Below are 13,703 nucleotides of genomic sequence, written 5' to 3'. Positions count from 1 at the left end.
AGTTTTCGTTAAAAATGCAGAGCCGCGCCGGTAATTGCGTTCACACCGGTGTGATGCTCCATAATGCCAAGTACCAAAACGGTAACGCCTAAAATGAACGTATAAATTGCAAAAATATGTAATTTATTGGTTGTAACCATCCAGCGAAGGAGTTTTATCGCCATAAAGCCTACAATCGCGGACACAATGACGCCTGCCAGAATGGCCGCTGTGGAAATCGCCGTCGGTTCGTGCACCGCGTCTTTCAGTTCCAGAACCGCCGCCGCCAGAATGGAAGGGATTCCGATTACAAAAGAATAGTCCAGCGCTGTCTGACGGTTGATTCCGCGCATCAATCCGGCGGAAAGCGTGGAGCCGGAACGGGAAAGCCCGGGGAATACGGCGGCAACACACTGAACCAGACCGACCGTAACCGCATCCGGCACGTTGAACTGTTTTCTGCCGCCGGTGCGGCCGTATTGCGCGTGGCGGGCGCCGGAACGGTTGCCTGCAAGAATACCGAGCGTCAGCAGGATGCTCGTCATGATAAGGGAAGCGCCTTCGATCACGATGTCGCTGTCGGACGCCCATTTGTCCGCAAAGTCCTTTAGCTTCATCCCGGTTCCGGGAACCGGCAGGAACAGCAGAAACAGCGGCACAAGGCCGATAATGAGCATGATTAACATGCGGCGGTCCGGGTTCATCTTATTCCATTTGAACCGGCCCGTAAAAAGGTCGCGGATCAGCAGGAAAAATTCACAGATCAATCGGCCGACCAGCCGGTAATAAACCGCTAAAACCGCTAACAGCGTACCAATATGTAACATCACGTCAAAAAAGAGACCCGGTACCTGTACCCCCATAAAATGCTGCGCGAGTGATAAATGCCCGCTGCTGGAAACCGGTAAAAACTCCGTCGCTCCCTGGATAATCCCTTGTATGATCGCTTGCAGTACAGTCATATAGTCATAATCCCCCTATGTAAATTTAAGATGAAGAATGAACAATGAATTTTGTTTCTCATTTCCATTCTTCATCCGTTATCAGGAAAGTTCTCCTGTATTTTTTCCGGACGGCGGTTCGCCCTTCTTCCCGCCCGCTCTTCTGGTTTTCACTCCCGCTCTTTTACGCTGCGGTTTGCTTTCCTGCGGCTTATTTCCTTTATATTCATCAATCATACCATAAAGGCAGTCAATGGCGTCGGAAAGACTTCCAAGCGAGTCGATCAACCCTTCGGCAACCGCGTCGTTGCCGTCCAGAATGGTACCGACGTCCATCACCAGTTCCCGTGTATTCATGGAAAGCTCGTGGAACCGTTCGGGTGTAATTTTTGAATTCTTTGTAACGAATCTGGTAATCCGTTCCTGCATGCGCTGAAAATACTCCAGCGTCTGCGGCACGCCAAGCAGCATTCCGTTCATTCGCACCGGATGGATAGTCATTGTCGCGCTCGGCGCGATGAAAGAATGTTTTGCCGCAACCGCGAGCGGCACGCCGATGGAATGTCCTCCCCCAAGCACCAGGGAAACGGTCGGCTTCTTCATTCCGGCCACCAGTTCCGCTAAAGCAAGGCCCGCTTCAACGTCGCCGCCCACCGTATTTAATATGATAAGAAGCCCGTCGATTGCGGGATCTTCCTCAATAGCAACAAGCAGCGGGATAACATGTTCGTATTTTGTTGTTTTATTCTGTGAAGGAAGAATAAAGTGCCCTTCGATCTGCCCGATAATAGTCAGGCAATGAACGCGGTGCTGTCCATTGCCGGTAATTACGGAACCGGTATCGATGATCTGGTCGGTTTGCTTTTCACTTTTCTCGGCTTCCCGGATATCCTTTTCCTTCTCTGAACGATCTTTCTGATTCATTTTCCGCACCTCCTACGGCATTATTGTACCGTAAGAAGGCGATTCTCATACACAGAAACAGTCCTTTTAGAATATCAGATTTTATTATAGCATTTGTTTCGGTATTCAGCAAGAAAATAAAGCCGCAATATAAGGAATATGATATAAATAGAAACAGACAGATTGACAATTCCGGTTTTTTATTAGATAATAGTTATATATTTAACACAATAGATTGGGAGGAACTAGGATAATGGGCCTGACACTAGCACAGAAAATCATTCAGTCGCACCTTTTGAGCGGAGAAATGACAGCAGGCAGTGAAATCGGTTTAAAAATAGATCAGACTCTGACGCAGGACGCCACCGGAACGGTGGCTTACCTGGAGTTTGAAGCCATGGGTGTCCCCCGTGTAAAAACAGAACGTTCCGTGGCCTATATCGACCACAATACCCTTCAGACCGGCTTTGAAAATGCCGACGATCATCGGTTTATACAATCCGTTGCGAAAAAACACGGAATTTATTTTTCGAGACCGGGCAACGGCATCTGCCATCAGGTTCATCTGGAACGGTTCGGCATCCCGGGTAAAACCTTGATCGGCTCCGACAGCCATACGCCGACTGGCGGCGGCATCGGAATGCTCGCCATGGGCGCGGGCGGTCTTGACGTTGCGGTCGCCATGGGCGGCGGCGCGTATTACATTACTATGCCGAAAATGCTCCGGATTAATCTGACCGGAAAACTTTCCCCTTGGGTTTCCGCAAAGGATATCATTTTAGAGGTTCTCCGGATTTTAACCGTTAAAGGCGGCGTGGGAAAAGTTGTGGAGTACGGCGGCGAAGGCGTCTCCACTTTAAGCGTTCCGGAGCGCGCAACCATTACAAACATGGGCGCGGAGCTCGGCGCAACAACTTCCATCTTCCCTTCCGATGAAATTACAAAAGAATTTTTGAAAGCGCAGGGCCGGGAACAGGACTGGATCGAACTGAAACCAGACGCCGACGCCGTTTACGATGAAGTCCTTACGATCAACCTGTCCGAACTCGCCCCGATGGCGGCTTGCCCGCACAGCCCCGACAAAGTGAAAAAAGTCGGGGAAATCGGCAAAATGAAAGTCGACCAGGTATGCATCGGCTCCTGCACAAATTCATCCTACCGCGATCTGATGCGTGTTGCTTCCATTCTGAAAGGGAAAACCGTAAACCCGAACGTCAGTCTTGCGATTGCGCCCGGTTCCAAGCAGGTTTACACCATGCTTGCGCAGAACGGCGCCCTCGCCGACCTGATCTCCGCCGGTGCGCGCATTCTGGAATGCGCCTGCGGCCCCTGCATCGGAATGGGACAATCCCCGAACACGGCCGGTATTTCCCTTCGTACGTTCAACCGTAATTTCGAAGGCCGTTCCGGTACGGCGGACGCGCAGATTTATCTGGTGAGTCCGGAAACCGCCGCGGCTTCCGCCATTACCGGCGTACTGACCGACGCGCGTACATTAGGAAAAGAAAACCCCGTAGAAATGCCCGCGCATTTTTACATAAACGATAACCTGATCGTTCCGCCTGCCGACGAGAGCGAAGCGAAGGACGTTGAAATCCTCCGCGGGCCGAATATTAAAGAATTCCCCGCCACCGCGGCGCTTCCGCAAAGCATTGAGGCAAAAGCCCTCCTAAAGGTCGGCGACAACATCACGACCGACCACATTATGCCGGCCGGTTCCAAGATTCTTCCGTACCGTTCTAATATCCCCTACCTTTCGAATTTCTGCTTCGGCGTGTGCGATAAGGAATTCCCCGAACGGTGCAGACAAAACGGAAAAGGCATCATCATCGGCGGCGCGAACTACGGACAGGGTTCTTCCCGCGAACATGCCGCGCTGGTACCGCTGTACCTCGGAATCAAGGCCGTCATTGTGAAAAGCTTTGCGCGGATTCACTGTGCAAACCTTGCAAACGCAGGCATTATTCCCCTGATGTTTAAAAATGAAAAGGATTATGATACCATCGACCAGATGGACGAGCTGGAGCTGCCCAACATCCGCACGGAAATCGAAAACGGAACAGCGGTTCTCGTAAAGAACCTAACGAAGGGTACTACTTTCGAAGCCGAAGCTGTACTGAGCGAACGCCAGCGCAAAATGGTTCTTGCTGGCGGTCTGTTAAACTACACCCGCGAGAACAGCGGAAAATAAAACCCCAATCTTAAAAGAGGCGGAGGATTACGGATAGATGGATAAAATCAAAATGAAAACGCCGCTGGTCGAAATGGACGGCGACGAAATGACCAGAATCATCTGGAAGATGATCAAAGATATTTTGATCGTTCCCTATGTTGATCTGAAAACGGAATATTACGATTTAGGCTTAGAAAACCGCGATGCAACAGACGACAAGGTTACTTATGATTCGGCAGCCGCCACAAAAAAATACGGCGTTGCCGTGAAATGCGCGACCATCACGCCGAACGCGGACCGGGTAAAAGAATACAACCTAAAAGAAATGTGGAAATCACCGAACGGCACGATCCGCGCCATTCTGGACGGCACTGTGTTCCGCGCCCCGATTGTCGTAAAAGGAATCGAACCGCTCGTAAGCAACTGGAAAAAGCCGATTACCATCGCGCGCCACGCTTACGGCGATGTTTACCGCAACGTGGAAATGACGGTTCCCGCCGGAGCAAAGGCGGAGCTGGTCGTTACAAAAGAGGACGGCTCCGAGGAGCGCGCGCTGATTCACGATTTTAAGACAGCCGGTATTCTTCAGGGACTGCATAATATAGACAAAAGCATCGAAAGCTTTGCAAAGGCCTGCTTCCAGTTTGCGCTCAGCACAAAGCAAGACTTGTGGTTTTCTACGAAAGATACGATTTCCAAAAAATACGATCATCGTTTTAAGGATATTTTCAATGATCTGTACGAAGCGGAGTTTAAATCAAAATTTGAAAAAGCCGGTATTACGTATTTCTATACTTTAATCGACGACGCAGTCGCCCGCGTCATTCGTTCGGAAGGCGGTTACATCTGGGCCTGCAAGAACTATGACGGCGACGTCATGAGCGACATGGTTGCAACCGCATTCGGAAGCCTCGCCATGATGACAAGCGTGCTTGTTTCCCCCGACGGGGTTTACGAATATGAAGCGGCGCACGGGACCGTTCAGCGCCACTATTACAAACATTTAAAGGGTGAAAAAACATCCACAAATTCAATGGCAACCCTTTTTGCCTGGACCGGCGCGCTGAAAAAGCGCGGCGAGCTTGATCAGCTTCCGGAGCTTGTCCGCTTTGCGGAAAAGCTGGAAACGGCCTCTGTTCAGACAATTGAAAATGGTATCATGACCGGCGACCTTGCCGGCCTTTCAACGCTGCCTAACAAGACGACGGTAGATACCGAAACGTTTTTAAAGGAAATCAATAAAAACCTTATAAAGCTTTTATAATTTGATACAGCACAACGGAGGATAACGTATGCCAAGACGTGAAAATATTTCGATGTCGGTAATCAGAAGATTGCCGCGGTATTATCGTTTTTTAACGCATTTGAAGGACAAAGGAGTTACCAGGATTTCTTCTACCGAATTGTCCGTAAAACTGGGGCTCACCGCTTCCCAGATCCGTCAGGATCTGAACTGCTTCGGTGGTTTCGGCCAGCAGGGCTACGGCTACATCGTCGACCAGCTCTGTGATGAAATCGGAAATATTCTCGGGCTTTCCAGCCGGTACAAAACCATTCTGATCGGCGCCGGCAACCTCGGAAGGGCGATCGCATCCCATATGCAGTTTGAAGACGAAGGTTTTGACCTGATCGGCATTTTCGACAGTTCCCCCAGCAAAACAGGAACCCGAATCAACGGGCATATCGTGATAGACACAACGGAACTGGAAAATTTTTGCGAGAAGGAAAAACCCGTCATGGCGATCCTCTGCATCCCGCGCGAGGGCGTACAGTCGATCATCGAGCGTCTTTACGGCATGGGTGTCCGCAATTTCTGGAACTTCAGTCACTACGATATCTCCATGCGGTATGAAGATACCGTCGTTGAAAATGTGCACCTGAACGACAGCCTGATGACCCTTTGCTACCGGATTTCCAATCCGAACGACAAATAAATACGGAAGGGAAGGACGAAATGTCCCTCCCTTTTTTGTTCCGGCAGAAATTGCTTTCTTTCTTATCTTTTCATTTTCATAAAATTATGGTACTATGTTCATAATTATAAGGAGGTATCCATTTATGAATCCAATCACAATCGGTATAATTGTTCTCATCCTGCTTTTGCTCGTCTGGGGCGTCAGCATGTATAACCGGCTGGTTTCCTTTTCTGTCCGGGTGGACAACGGATGGGCGCAGGTGGATGTACAGCTTAAAAAACGGTTCGACCTGATTCCGAATTTAGTCGAAACGGTCAAAGGCTATGCGGCGCATGAAAAAACAACGCTTGAGGAAGTAACGAAATGGCGCGGAGCGGCAATGAGTGCAAAAACGCCGGAGGAAGCAATGGAAAATAACGCAAAGCTTTCCCGCGCGATTGTCAATTTGTTCGCAACCGCGGAACAGTACCCGGATTTAAAAGCCAATCAGAATTTTCTCGATTTACAGGCACAGTTAAAAGATATTGAAACGAAAATTGCCATGGCCCGTCAGTTTTACAACGATACGGCTATGAAATACAATGAATATGTCCTGCATTTCCCGTCAAATCTCATCGCTTCCATGTTCCACTTTGGCCGGAAAAAATACTTTGAGATTGCAGAAGCAGACAAAGCGGTACCGCAGGTTAAATTTTAATCCCTCTGGAGGAAAAAATGGGTAAACTATGTAGGAAATCACTGAAAAGGGTTGCCGCGGCCGTTCTTGCCGTAATGCTTATTCTTTTCACACTGAGTGGCTGCGCGGACAGCTACAAATCCGATTCCAAACAGACGCTGGAAAAGCTGGACGTTGCTTCGCAGCTTTCTGCAAACGGAGACCTGCGGGTAACGGAAACCTGGTGTGTCAACCTGGAAGACCGCGGAAAGCCCTATTCGAATCTCTATAAAATATTTCCTGTTGATACCGGCAGCAGCATTCGCATAACCGACCTGTCCGTATACGACATGGACAACAAAACAGCGTATACGTTCCGTGACAATATTGACCCGGAAGCCGCAGCGGGAATGGGATTCGAGAATGTCTGTTATCTTTATCCTTCCGCGGAGAAAACGGAAATCGGCTGGTTTATGCCTGAGATCGGCAGCGGAATACGCAATTTCCGGATTTCCTATACGATAAAAAATATCGTCGGTGTTTATCAGGACACTTCCGTATTGTACAATGCATTTGTCGGGGAGAATTTTGGATTGCCGATCACCGAAATGCACGGGTCGGTTACGTTTCCATCCGCTGCGAAGCAAGGTTCGGTGATGGCCTGGCTGCATTGCACGGCGCAGAGCAATCTGACGGTCTCGGCAAATCGGATTACCTTTACGGCGAGTAAAATCCCGCCAAACACCTTGGTGGAAACGCGCGTCTGCATGCCTGTTTCCTTATTCCCGGATTCCAATAAAAAATTTGCTTCGAAAACCTTTGAAAAGATTAAAAAAGAAGAAAACGACTGGGCAGCCCAGTGGGCGCAAAAGCAGAAACTGGAATTCATCGTAGGCATTGTGGACGCCGTATCGGGTGCAGTGCTTGTAGTAGCAGGCATTCTGCTTTTCCTATGGATTAAAAAGAAAACAAAACCCTATAAAACGAACGCCCCCGAATACACGCGGGAGATACCGGAAGACAGCTCGCCGGGCGGCGCCGCAAATCTGTTCTATTTCTATAGCGGCGGCATAACCGACCGGGTGCAGGGACGGGTTTTCAGCGCTACGCTAATGAATCTCGCGCGGAAAGGCTATGTCCGGTTTTTTGCAACTGAAAATAAAAAGTTTTCAGTTGAAATTACGGGTGATGCGAAAAATGTTCCGCTTACAATGAGCGAACAGGTCTTCTACGATATGATATCCACCGTCGCATCGGAAACCGGCGGCAGCTTTACCATGCGTCAATTCGAGTCATATGCAAAGACGCATAATCAGTATATTGACTCCAGCATTCAGGATTTCCTGTTACAGACCAAAAGGGAAATCGCCGGACGGGGATATTATGAGCACCATCCCGGTTATTTAACGGCCTGTACAGCCGGAGGAATTTTCGGCATTGCGGGAGCGATCTTTTTACTGGCCATCACACAGGCATGGCTGCTTTACCTGCCGATCGGCATCCTGATTTTCAGTGTGCTTCTGCTGATCGCCTCCAAAGGGAAATCCCGCCTCAGTCAGAAGGGCGAATACGATTATGCCGTTTGGCAGGGCCTTAGAAAATACATGCTCGAATTTTCGCGCATGACGGAATACGGCGTTCCGGAGCTTGCCCTGTGGGAAGAATATCTGGTCTACGCGACAATGATGGGAATTTCGAAAAAAGTCTGCGAGGAACTGAAGATGGTCTATCCTCAGTTGAACGATGACGCCTATCTCAACACCAACTTCGGCACAAGTTATCTTTACTACATGTTTGGCCGTTCGGTCGGCATGGGCGGATTCAGCCACATCGGCAACGACTTTGGCTCTTACCTCGGCACCACGATCAGCAATATCAGTACTTCCGCGACAAGACTTGCGCATCCCCCGGAATCCGGAAGCGGAGGCTTCGGCGGTGGTTTCGGAGGCGGAGGATTTGGCGGCGGTGGTTTTGGAGGAGGCGGCGGCGGCTTCGGCGCAGGCGGGGGCGGCGGCGTCCGGTAACTCCTAAAAGAGCATGACCGCTCTTGAAAGAGGTGGCAGCACAACCCGCATAAAAGCAAAGAAAGCCAGCGCCTTTTCGGTGCTGGCTTTCACTTTGCTTTCGCTTCATTCCGTAATGGACAAGATGCATTTTAAAGGGCCTCCGGCAAAGCCGGAGGCCCTTTAATCAATTCTCTTAGTGGGAATCGCGGTACTCGATTGCTGCGCCTACAAGCCCCTTGAAGAGCGGATGCGGGCGGTTCGGACGGGATTTGAATTCCGGATGGAATTGGGAACCCACAAACCACGGATGATCCGGAAGCTCCATCATTTCCACGATATGCTCGTCCGGCGATTTGCCGCAGAAAATCACACCGGCTTTTTCCAAGCGCTCACGGTAATCGTTGTTCACTTCAAAACGGTGACGGTGGCGTTCGGAAATCAGCGGAACGTTGCTGTAAAGCGCCGCCGCTTTCGTCCCCTGCGTAAGCTTGCAGGGATACTGCCCCAAGCGCATGGTGCCGCCGATCTGGACTACGTCCTTCTGCTCCGGCATCAGATCGATCACATGGTTTTTGCTCTGCGGGTCAAATTCCGCGGAGTTGGCGTCCGCAAGGCCGAGTACATTGCGCGCGTACTCCACAATCATAAGCTGCATGCCAAGGCAGATTCCAAGGCACGGGATATTCTTTTCCCTCGCATAATGAATTGCCGTAATCATGCCCTCGATTCCCCTTTGGCCGAAGCCGCCGGGAACAATAACGCCGTTCACGCCGGAAAGAATATCGGCGACATTCCCCGCCTCAATCATTTCGGAATCAATCCATTTGATCTTTACCTTCACATTGTTGCCGATTCCGCCGTGCGTCAGCGCTTCGGCAACGCTTAAATACGCGTCGTGCAGTTCCACATATTTTCCGACAAGACCGATCGTCACGCTTTGTGTAACGGACATCGCCGTATTCACCATGGCGATCCAGTCGCTTAAATCGGCGCCGGGCGTGTCCAGCCCAAAGCGTTTGCAGACAATATCATCCAAACGCTCCTCCTTCAGCGCCAGCGGAACCTGGTACAGAAGCGGAAGGTCAAGGTTCTCAATTACGCAATTCTCATTTACATTGCAGAACAGAGCAATTTTCTTTTTAATATCGTCTCCGACCGTTTTTTCGGAACGCAGAACGATGATATCCGGCTGAATGCCTATGGAGAGAAGTTCCTTCACGCTGTGCTGTGTAGGCTTCGATTTGTGTTCATGGGAACAGGTCAGATAAGGCACCAGTGTAACGTGGATAAACAGGCAGTTATTCCTGCCGACTTCCGTTGCAAACTGGCGGATGGCTTCCAGGAACGGCTGGCTTTCGATATCGCCGACCGTACCGCCCACTTCAATGATCGCTACGTCAATATTATCTTTGCCTTCATAAATGCGGGACTTGATTTCGTTTGTAATATGAGGAATGACCTGAACCGTGCCGCCGTCATAATCCCCATTGCGTTCTTTTTGCAGAACATTCCAGTAAATTCTTCCGGAAGTAATATTGCTGTTCTGCGTAAGGCTTTCATCGATAAAGCGCTCGTAATGGCCAAGGTCGAGGTCGGTTTCCGCCCCGTCATTGGTTACGAATACCTCTCCGTGCTGAAACGGGTTCATCGTACCCGGATCAACGTTCAGGTATGGATCAAATTTCTGCATCGTGATCCTCAGGCCCCGCGCTTTCAGCAAACGCCCTAATGAAGCCGCTGTAATTCCTTTTCCCAAACCGGAAACAACCCCGCCTGTTACAAAGATATATTTTGCTGACATAGTTCCCCTCCATAAGCTCTTTAAATATCTGCCACTAAAAAACAAAACAAAATAATTATATCGCCTATTGTATTGGCTTGTCAATGCAATAGGCGACAATTCTTTACATTATCTTACTATTTGAAACAATGTACCAATAATCGGCAGCGGTTCTTCCCGATCGTGTACCGCATGCATAATGCCGATGATCATAAAAGAAAGGTAAATCCCCCACACCGCCAGCGTCAGCATGCTGTTCAGAGCCGAACCCAGATGGGGAATAATCACCGCCCCGGAAAAAGGCAGAACAAATATGGCGTTGACGAACCCGTTTAAAAAAATCAGCAGGAACCTTAAAACGACATAGAAAATCGTGAGAATAATCCCCTGATTCACATGAAAGCGAACCTTGGGATTATACCGGTCCGCTAAAAGGCCTACCAGCCAGAGAATGCTGATATAGGACATGATACAAAAAGCTTTTGTATTGTCGGCTGGCGCGTCATAAGCGCTGTAAGCCGGACGAACCGGCGGTTTCGGCGGAATCGGCGGCTGCTGCCATGGGTCCTGATGATACTGCGCGCCGTAGGGCGGCGGGCTCTGATACTGCCGGTTCTGCTGCCGGTAATGCGCCTCATAGTCAAAAGGCTGCTGCCCCTGCTGGTCCCTGTTTGTACCCGGATCGTTCTGATTCATAAAAAATCCTCCATTTCCTGCCGATTCTACTTCGATTTATACGGAACAATTTCTGCTTTTTGAATCGATACTTTTGAAGCGGGTTTGCTCTTTTCACCCTGATCATTTTCTGCAACGGGCACAGCCGCAATTTTATCAACAACGTCCATTCCCTCGAGCACCTGCGCAAAAACAGTATGTCCTTTTTCTACAATGCTGTATGCGCCGTCGAGATTCGGGTTTCCGCCGTATTTTTTATAAAGATCCTTGTACGCGTCCGTCACCTTATCCATATCGAGCCAATAGGTACCGTACTGCTGAACAAACGCCTCCGGAGACTGCTTATACACACCAAAAGCCTGCTGGTAAGAATTCCAGTCGATCGCTTCCTTTGTCCCCCTCTGATTAATAAAGAACTGGCTGCCGTTCGTATCCTTTCCGGCATTCGCCATGGAAACCGAACCGCGGATATTGACTAAATTCGCATTGAATTCGTCCGCGAAAGGTTTGTTCCAAATGCTCTCGCCGCCGGTGCCGTCCCCTTTCGGGTCGCCGCTCTGAATCATAAAATCGTTGATCACGCGGTGGAAGGTAACTCCGTTATAATAGCCCTTTTTAATCAGCCCTTTGAAATTTTCAACCGTTTTCGGGGCCGCCTGCGGGAACAGGCGCAATTTTATCACGCCCATATTGGTGGTTAGAACCGCAATTTCTTCCCCATTGGCGGGCTTATCCAGCTGATAGCCTAATTTTTTGCCGTCGTCCGGGCGGATTCTGCCGTCGTCGGAAGCCTGGGAAGCCGCGCTGCTTACGGCCGAAGAAGCCGAAGAAGATGCCTGGCTCGCGGTGCTGCCGCCGGAACACGCGGTGAAATTCAGTGCCATTGCAAGGAGGGCAATCATGCCGATTACTTGTTTGCTTCTATGCATATTTTGAACTCTTCCTCTCATCATACATAAATTATATTTTATAATAATACGGGATAATATTCAAGCTGCATGAGGTTAAATTAACAATTTAATAATTATTGAGGTTAGTATTACCTTACTTTTTTAAGCATATAGATAAGCAGACACATAAAGGAGGTAGGAAAATGTTTGATTACTATCCGGAAGGTTGGATCATCGATACACCAGAAAATCGCGCGGCGTTACAAAATATTTCCGCGCTGAACGATGCCTGCCGGGATGGACAAATTTTGGAAGGACGTGCGCTGATTTGTGACAGCTCGCACAATTTGCTGGTGGATTTAGGCTGCATGAAGGGAATCATCCCGCATGACGAAGGGGCTTTAGGCATTCGTGAGGGGACCGTGCGGGACATCGCGATCATTTCTCGGGTAAACAGACCGGTTTGCTTTATGATAACAAATTTCCAGAAGGATTCCGAAGGACATTTAACCGCGCTGCTTTCGCGGCGGGCCGCGCAGGAAAAATGCATGGCGGAATATGTAAAGAAACTGACTCCGGGCGATATCATCAACGCGAGGATTACCCATCTGGAAAGCTTTGGCGCTTTTGCGGATATCGGCTGCGGAATTATTGCGCTGCTGCCGATCGATGCGATTTCCGTTTCCCGCATCGACCATCCCCGCGAACGCTTTACCGTTGGAATGGATGTGAAAGTCATCATTAAATCCATCGAAAACGGACGGATTACGTTAAGCCATAAGGAGCTGCTCGGCACGTGGGCGGAAAACGTAGCGATGTTTAAAGCCGGCGAGACGGTCGCCGGAATCGTTCGTTCCGTGGAGCCTTACGGAATCTTTGTTGAACTGTCGCCCAATCTGGCGGGACTGGCGGAAGCAAAGGAGGACGTTGTCCCCGGCCAGCAGGCCAGTGTTTACATTAAAAGTATCATTTCTTCCAGAATGAAAGTCAAACTCGTTATTATCGATACATTCGACTATTCCTACCGTCCGGCGGCGCCGAAATATTTCTACAGCGGGAACCGGGTCGACCGGTTCGTATACTCTCCTCCGGACAGCGAAAAGGAAATTTCAACGGAATTTCTATCGAAATGATTCAAACAGGCTAAGGTGTTATAGAGGAAAACCTTTGTAACTATCTTTAGCCTGTTTTTAATGCTTTTTGAACTGTACGATTTTGAAAACGATCTCCGCAAGATCATCCGCCTCCTCCGGCGTAAGCTGATTCAGAAGAGCGGTAATTTTCTTTAACGCTTCCCCCCTTCTCGTTTCCTGCTTCGGATGGTCAAAATCAAGGAGTTCGGACAGGGTAATGTTCAATGCGGTGGAAATTTTATTCAGCGTATCTACCGTAGGGCATTTCAGGCATCGTTCGATATGGCCCAAAAAAGCAGGGTCCATGCCTGCCATGGCCGCCAGCGATTTTTGACTTAACCCCGCGGCCGTCCGGTAATACCGGATTTGATTTGCGGTTTTCGTCATAATATCAAATTTAGATTTTTCCATTAATTACCCCTCCTCAGTCACAATATTAAATTCTTTTAAAAAATCTCTATAGATACTTTAATAAAAGGGACTATAAGTATTGAAAATTCGACAATAAGCGAGTATACTGTTATCAAATGTTACTATATATTCCCCTATATTATTTTATTTATAGGATAGTATTCCATAAAGTATTTGTACAAGGTGCTTGCATTTTCGTCGATAATATAGCAATAATCAATAAATCTAAACTGTAAAAGGG

12 protein-coding genes are annotated in these 13,703 nt (G+C 49.1%); 6 read left to right on the top strand and 6 right to left on the bottom strand.

The features are described 5' to 3' along the window. Positions 1-8: 8 nt before the first annotated feature. Together OUY18_RS09900 and OUY18_RS09895 are read right to left on the bottom strand one after the other, a co-directional pair. The gene (locus tag OUY18_RS09900; protein ID WP_268058620.1) at positions 9-941 is read right to left on the bottom strand and encodes an undecaprenyl-diphosphate phosphatase; all 933 of its coding nucleotides are present in this window, start codon (positions 939-941) and stop codon (positions 9-11) included. A gap of 81 nt (positions 942-1,022) precedes the next feature. Beyond that, positions 1,023-1,844, bottom strand: coding sequence for a ClpP family protease (locus tag OUY18_RS09895; RefSeq protein WP_268058619.1), 822 nt, complete (start codon positions 1,842-1,844; stop codon positions 1,023-1,025). A gap of 232 nt (positions 1,845-2,076) precedes the next feature. Between OUY18_RS09895 and OUY18_RS09890 the strand changes: the two genes are divergently transcribed. The 5 genes from OUY18_RS09890 (at position 2,077) to OUY18_RS09870 (ending at position 8,591) form a co-directional block, all read left to right on the top strand. Continuing rightward, positions 2,077-4,014, top strand: coding sequence for an aconitate hydratase (locus OUY18_RS09890; protein ID WP_268058618.1), 1,938 nt, complete (start codon positions 2,077-2,079; stop codon positions 4,012-4,014). 37 nt (positions 4,015-4,051) lie between these two features. Beyond that, positions 4,052-5,260, top strand: coding sequence for an NADP-dependent isocitrate dehydrogenase (locus OUY18_RS09885; RefSeq protein WP_268058617.1), 1,209 nt, complete (start codon positions 4,052-4,054; stop codon positions 5,258-5,260). Positions 5,261-5,288: 28 nt separating this feature from the next. Continuing rightward, positions 5,289-5,930, top strand: coding sequence for a redox-sensing transcriptional repressor Rex (locus tag OUY18_RS09880; protein WP_268058616.1), 642 nt, complete (start codon positions 5,289-5,291; stop codon positions 5,928-5,930). 124 nt (positions 5,931-6,054) lie between these two features. Next, positions 6,055-6,609, top strand: a complete 555-nt coding sequence (locus OUY18_RS09875; protein ID WP_268058615.1) for a LemA family protein — start codon at positions 6,055-6,057, stop codon at positions 6,607-6,609. Positions 6,610-6,626: 17 nt separating this feature from the next. Beyond that, entirely contained in the window at positions 6,627-8,591 is a 1,965-nt protein-coding gene (locus OUY18_RS09870; protein ID WP_268058614.1) for a DUF2207 domain-containing protein, read from the top strand. Positions 8,592-8,766: 175 nt separating this feature from the next. Here OUY18_RS09870 and OUY18_RS09865 read toward each other — a convergent pair whose 3' ends face one another. From OUY18_RS09865 to OUY18_RS09855, 3 genes are all read right to left on the bottom strand, one after another. After that, a complete protein-coding gene (locus OUY18_RS09865; RefSeq protein ID WP_268058613.1) occupies positions 8,767-10,374 on the bottom strand; it encodes a CTP synthase in 1,608 nt (535 codons plus the stop codon). A gap of 108 nt (positions 10,375-10,482) precedes the next feature. Next, the gene (locus tag OUY18_RS09860) at positions 10,483-11,049 is read right to left on the bottom strand and encodes a hypothetical protein (protein ID WP_268058612.1); all 567 of its coding nucleotides are present in this window, start codon (positions 11,047-11,049) and stop codon (positions 10,483-10,485) included. A gap of 26 nt (positions 11,050-11,075) precedes the next feature. After that, on the bottom strand, positions 11,076-11,957 hold the full coding sequence (locus tag OUY18_RS09855) for a peptidylprolyl isomerase (protein WP_268058611.1): 882 nt from the start codon (positions 11,955-11,957) through the stop codon (positions 11,076-11,078). 164 nt (positions 11,958-12,121) lie between these two features. On the opposite strand from OUY18_RS09855, the gene OUY18_RS09850 reads away from it, so the two are divergent. Then, complete coding sequence (locus OUY18_RS09850; protein WP_268058609.1) at positions 12,122-13,051, top strand: S1 RNA-binding domain-containing protein; 930 nt, start codon at positions 12,122-12,124, stop codon at positions 13,049-13,051. Positions 13,052-13,108: 57 nt separating this feature from the next. On the opposite strand, the gene OUY18_RS09845 is transcribed toward OUY18_RS09850, so the two are convergent. Further along, complete coding sequence (locus OUY18_RS09845; RefSeq protein ID WP_268058608.1) at positions 13,109-13,462, bottom strand: helix-turn-helix domain-containing protein; 354 nt, start codon at positions 13,460-13,462, stop codon at positions 13,109-13,111. Between the last annotated feature and the right edge of the window lie 241 nt (positions 13,463-13,703).

The sequence above is a fragment of the Caproiciproducens galactitolivorans genome (genome assembly GCF_026672255.1).
GTDB lineage: Bacteria > Bacillota > Clostridia > Oscillospirales > Acutalibacteraceae > Caproiciproducens > Caproiciproducens galactitolivorans_A.
This window is presented reverse-complemented; position numbering and strand designations above follow the sequence as displayed.

Bases quoted from the DNA above. Each gene is read 5' to 3' on its own strand.
- OUY18_RS09900 (WP_268058620.1), bottom strand. From the start codon at position 941: ATGACTGTACTGCAAGCGATCATACAAGGGATTATCCAGGGAGCGACG.
- OUY18_RS09895 (WP_268058619.1), bottom strand. From the start codon at position 1,844: ATGAATCAGAAAGATCGTTCAGAGAAGGAAAAGGATATCCGGGAAGCC.
- OUY18_RS09890 (WP_268058618.1), top strand. From the start codon at position 2,077: ATGGGCCTGACACTAGCACAGAAAATCATTCAGTCGCACCTTTTGAGC.
- OUY18_RS09885 (WP_268058617.1), top strand. From the start codon at position 4,052: ATGGATAAAATCAAAATGAAAACGCCGCTGGTCGAAATGGACGGCGAC.
- OUY18_RS09880 (WP_268058616.1), top strand. From the start codon at position 5,289: ATGCCAAGACGTGAAAATATTTCGATGTCGGTAATCAGAAGATTGCCG.
- OUY18_RS09875 (WP_268058615.1), top strand. From the start codon at position 6,055: ATGAATCCAATCACAATCGGTATAATTGTTCTCATCCTGCTTTTGCTC.
- OUY18_RS09870 (WP_268058614.1), top strand. From the start codon at position 6,627: ATGGGTAAACTATGTAGGAAATCACTGAAAAGGGTTGCCGCGGCCGTT.
- OUY18_RS09865 (WP_268058613.1), bottom strand. From the start codon at position 10,374: ATGTCAGCAAAATATATCTTTGTAACAGGCGGGGTTGTTTCCGGTTTG.
- OUY18_RS09860 (WP_268058612.1), bottom strand. From the start codon at position 11,049: ATGAATCAGAACGATCCGGGTACAAACAGGGACCAGCAGGGGCAGCAG.
- OUY18_RS09855 (WP_268058611.1), bottom strand. From the start codon at position 11,957: ATGCATAGAAGCAAACAAGTAATCGGCATGATTGCCCTCCTTGCAATG.
- OUY18_RS09850 (WP_268058609.1), top strand. From the start codon at position 12,122: ATGTTTGATTACTATCCGGAAGGTTGGATCATCGATACACCAGAAAAT.
- OUY18_RS09845 (WP_268058608.1), bottom strand. From the start codon at position 13,462: ATGGAAAAATCTAAATTTGATATTATGACGAAAACCGCAAATCAAATC.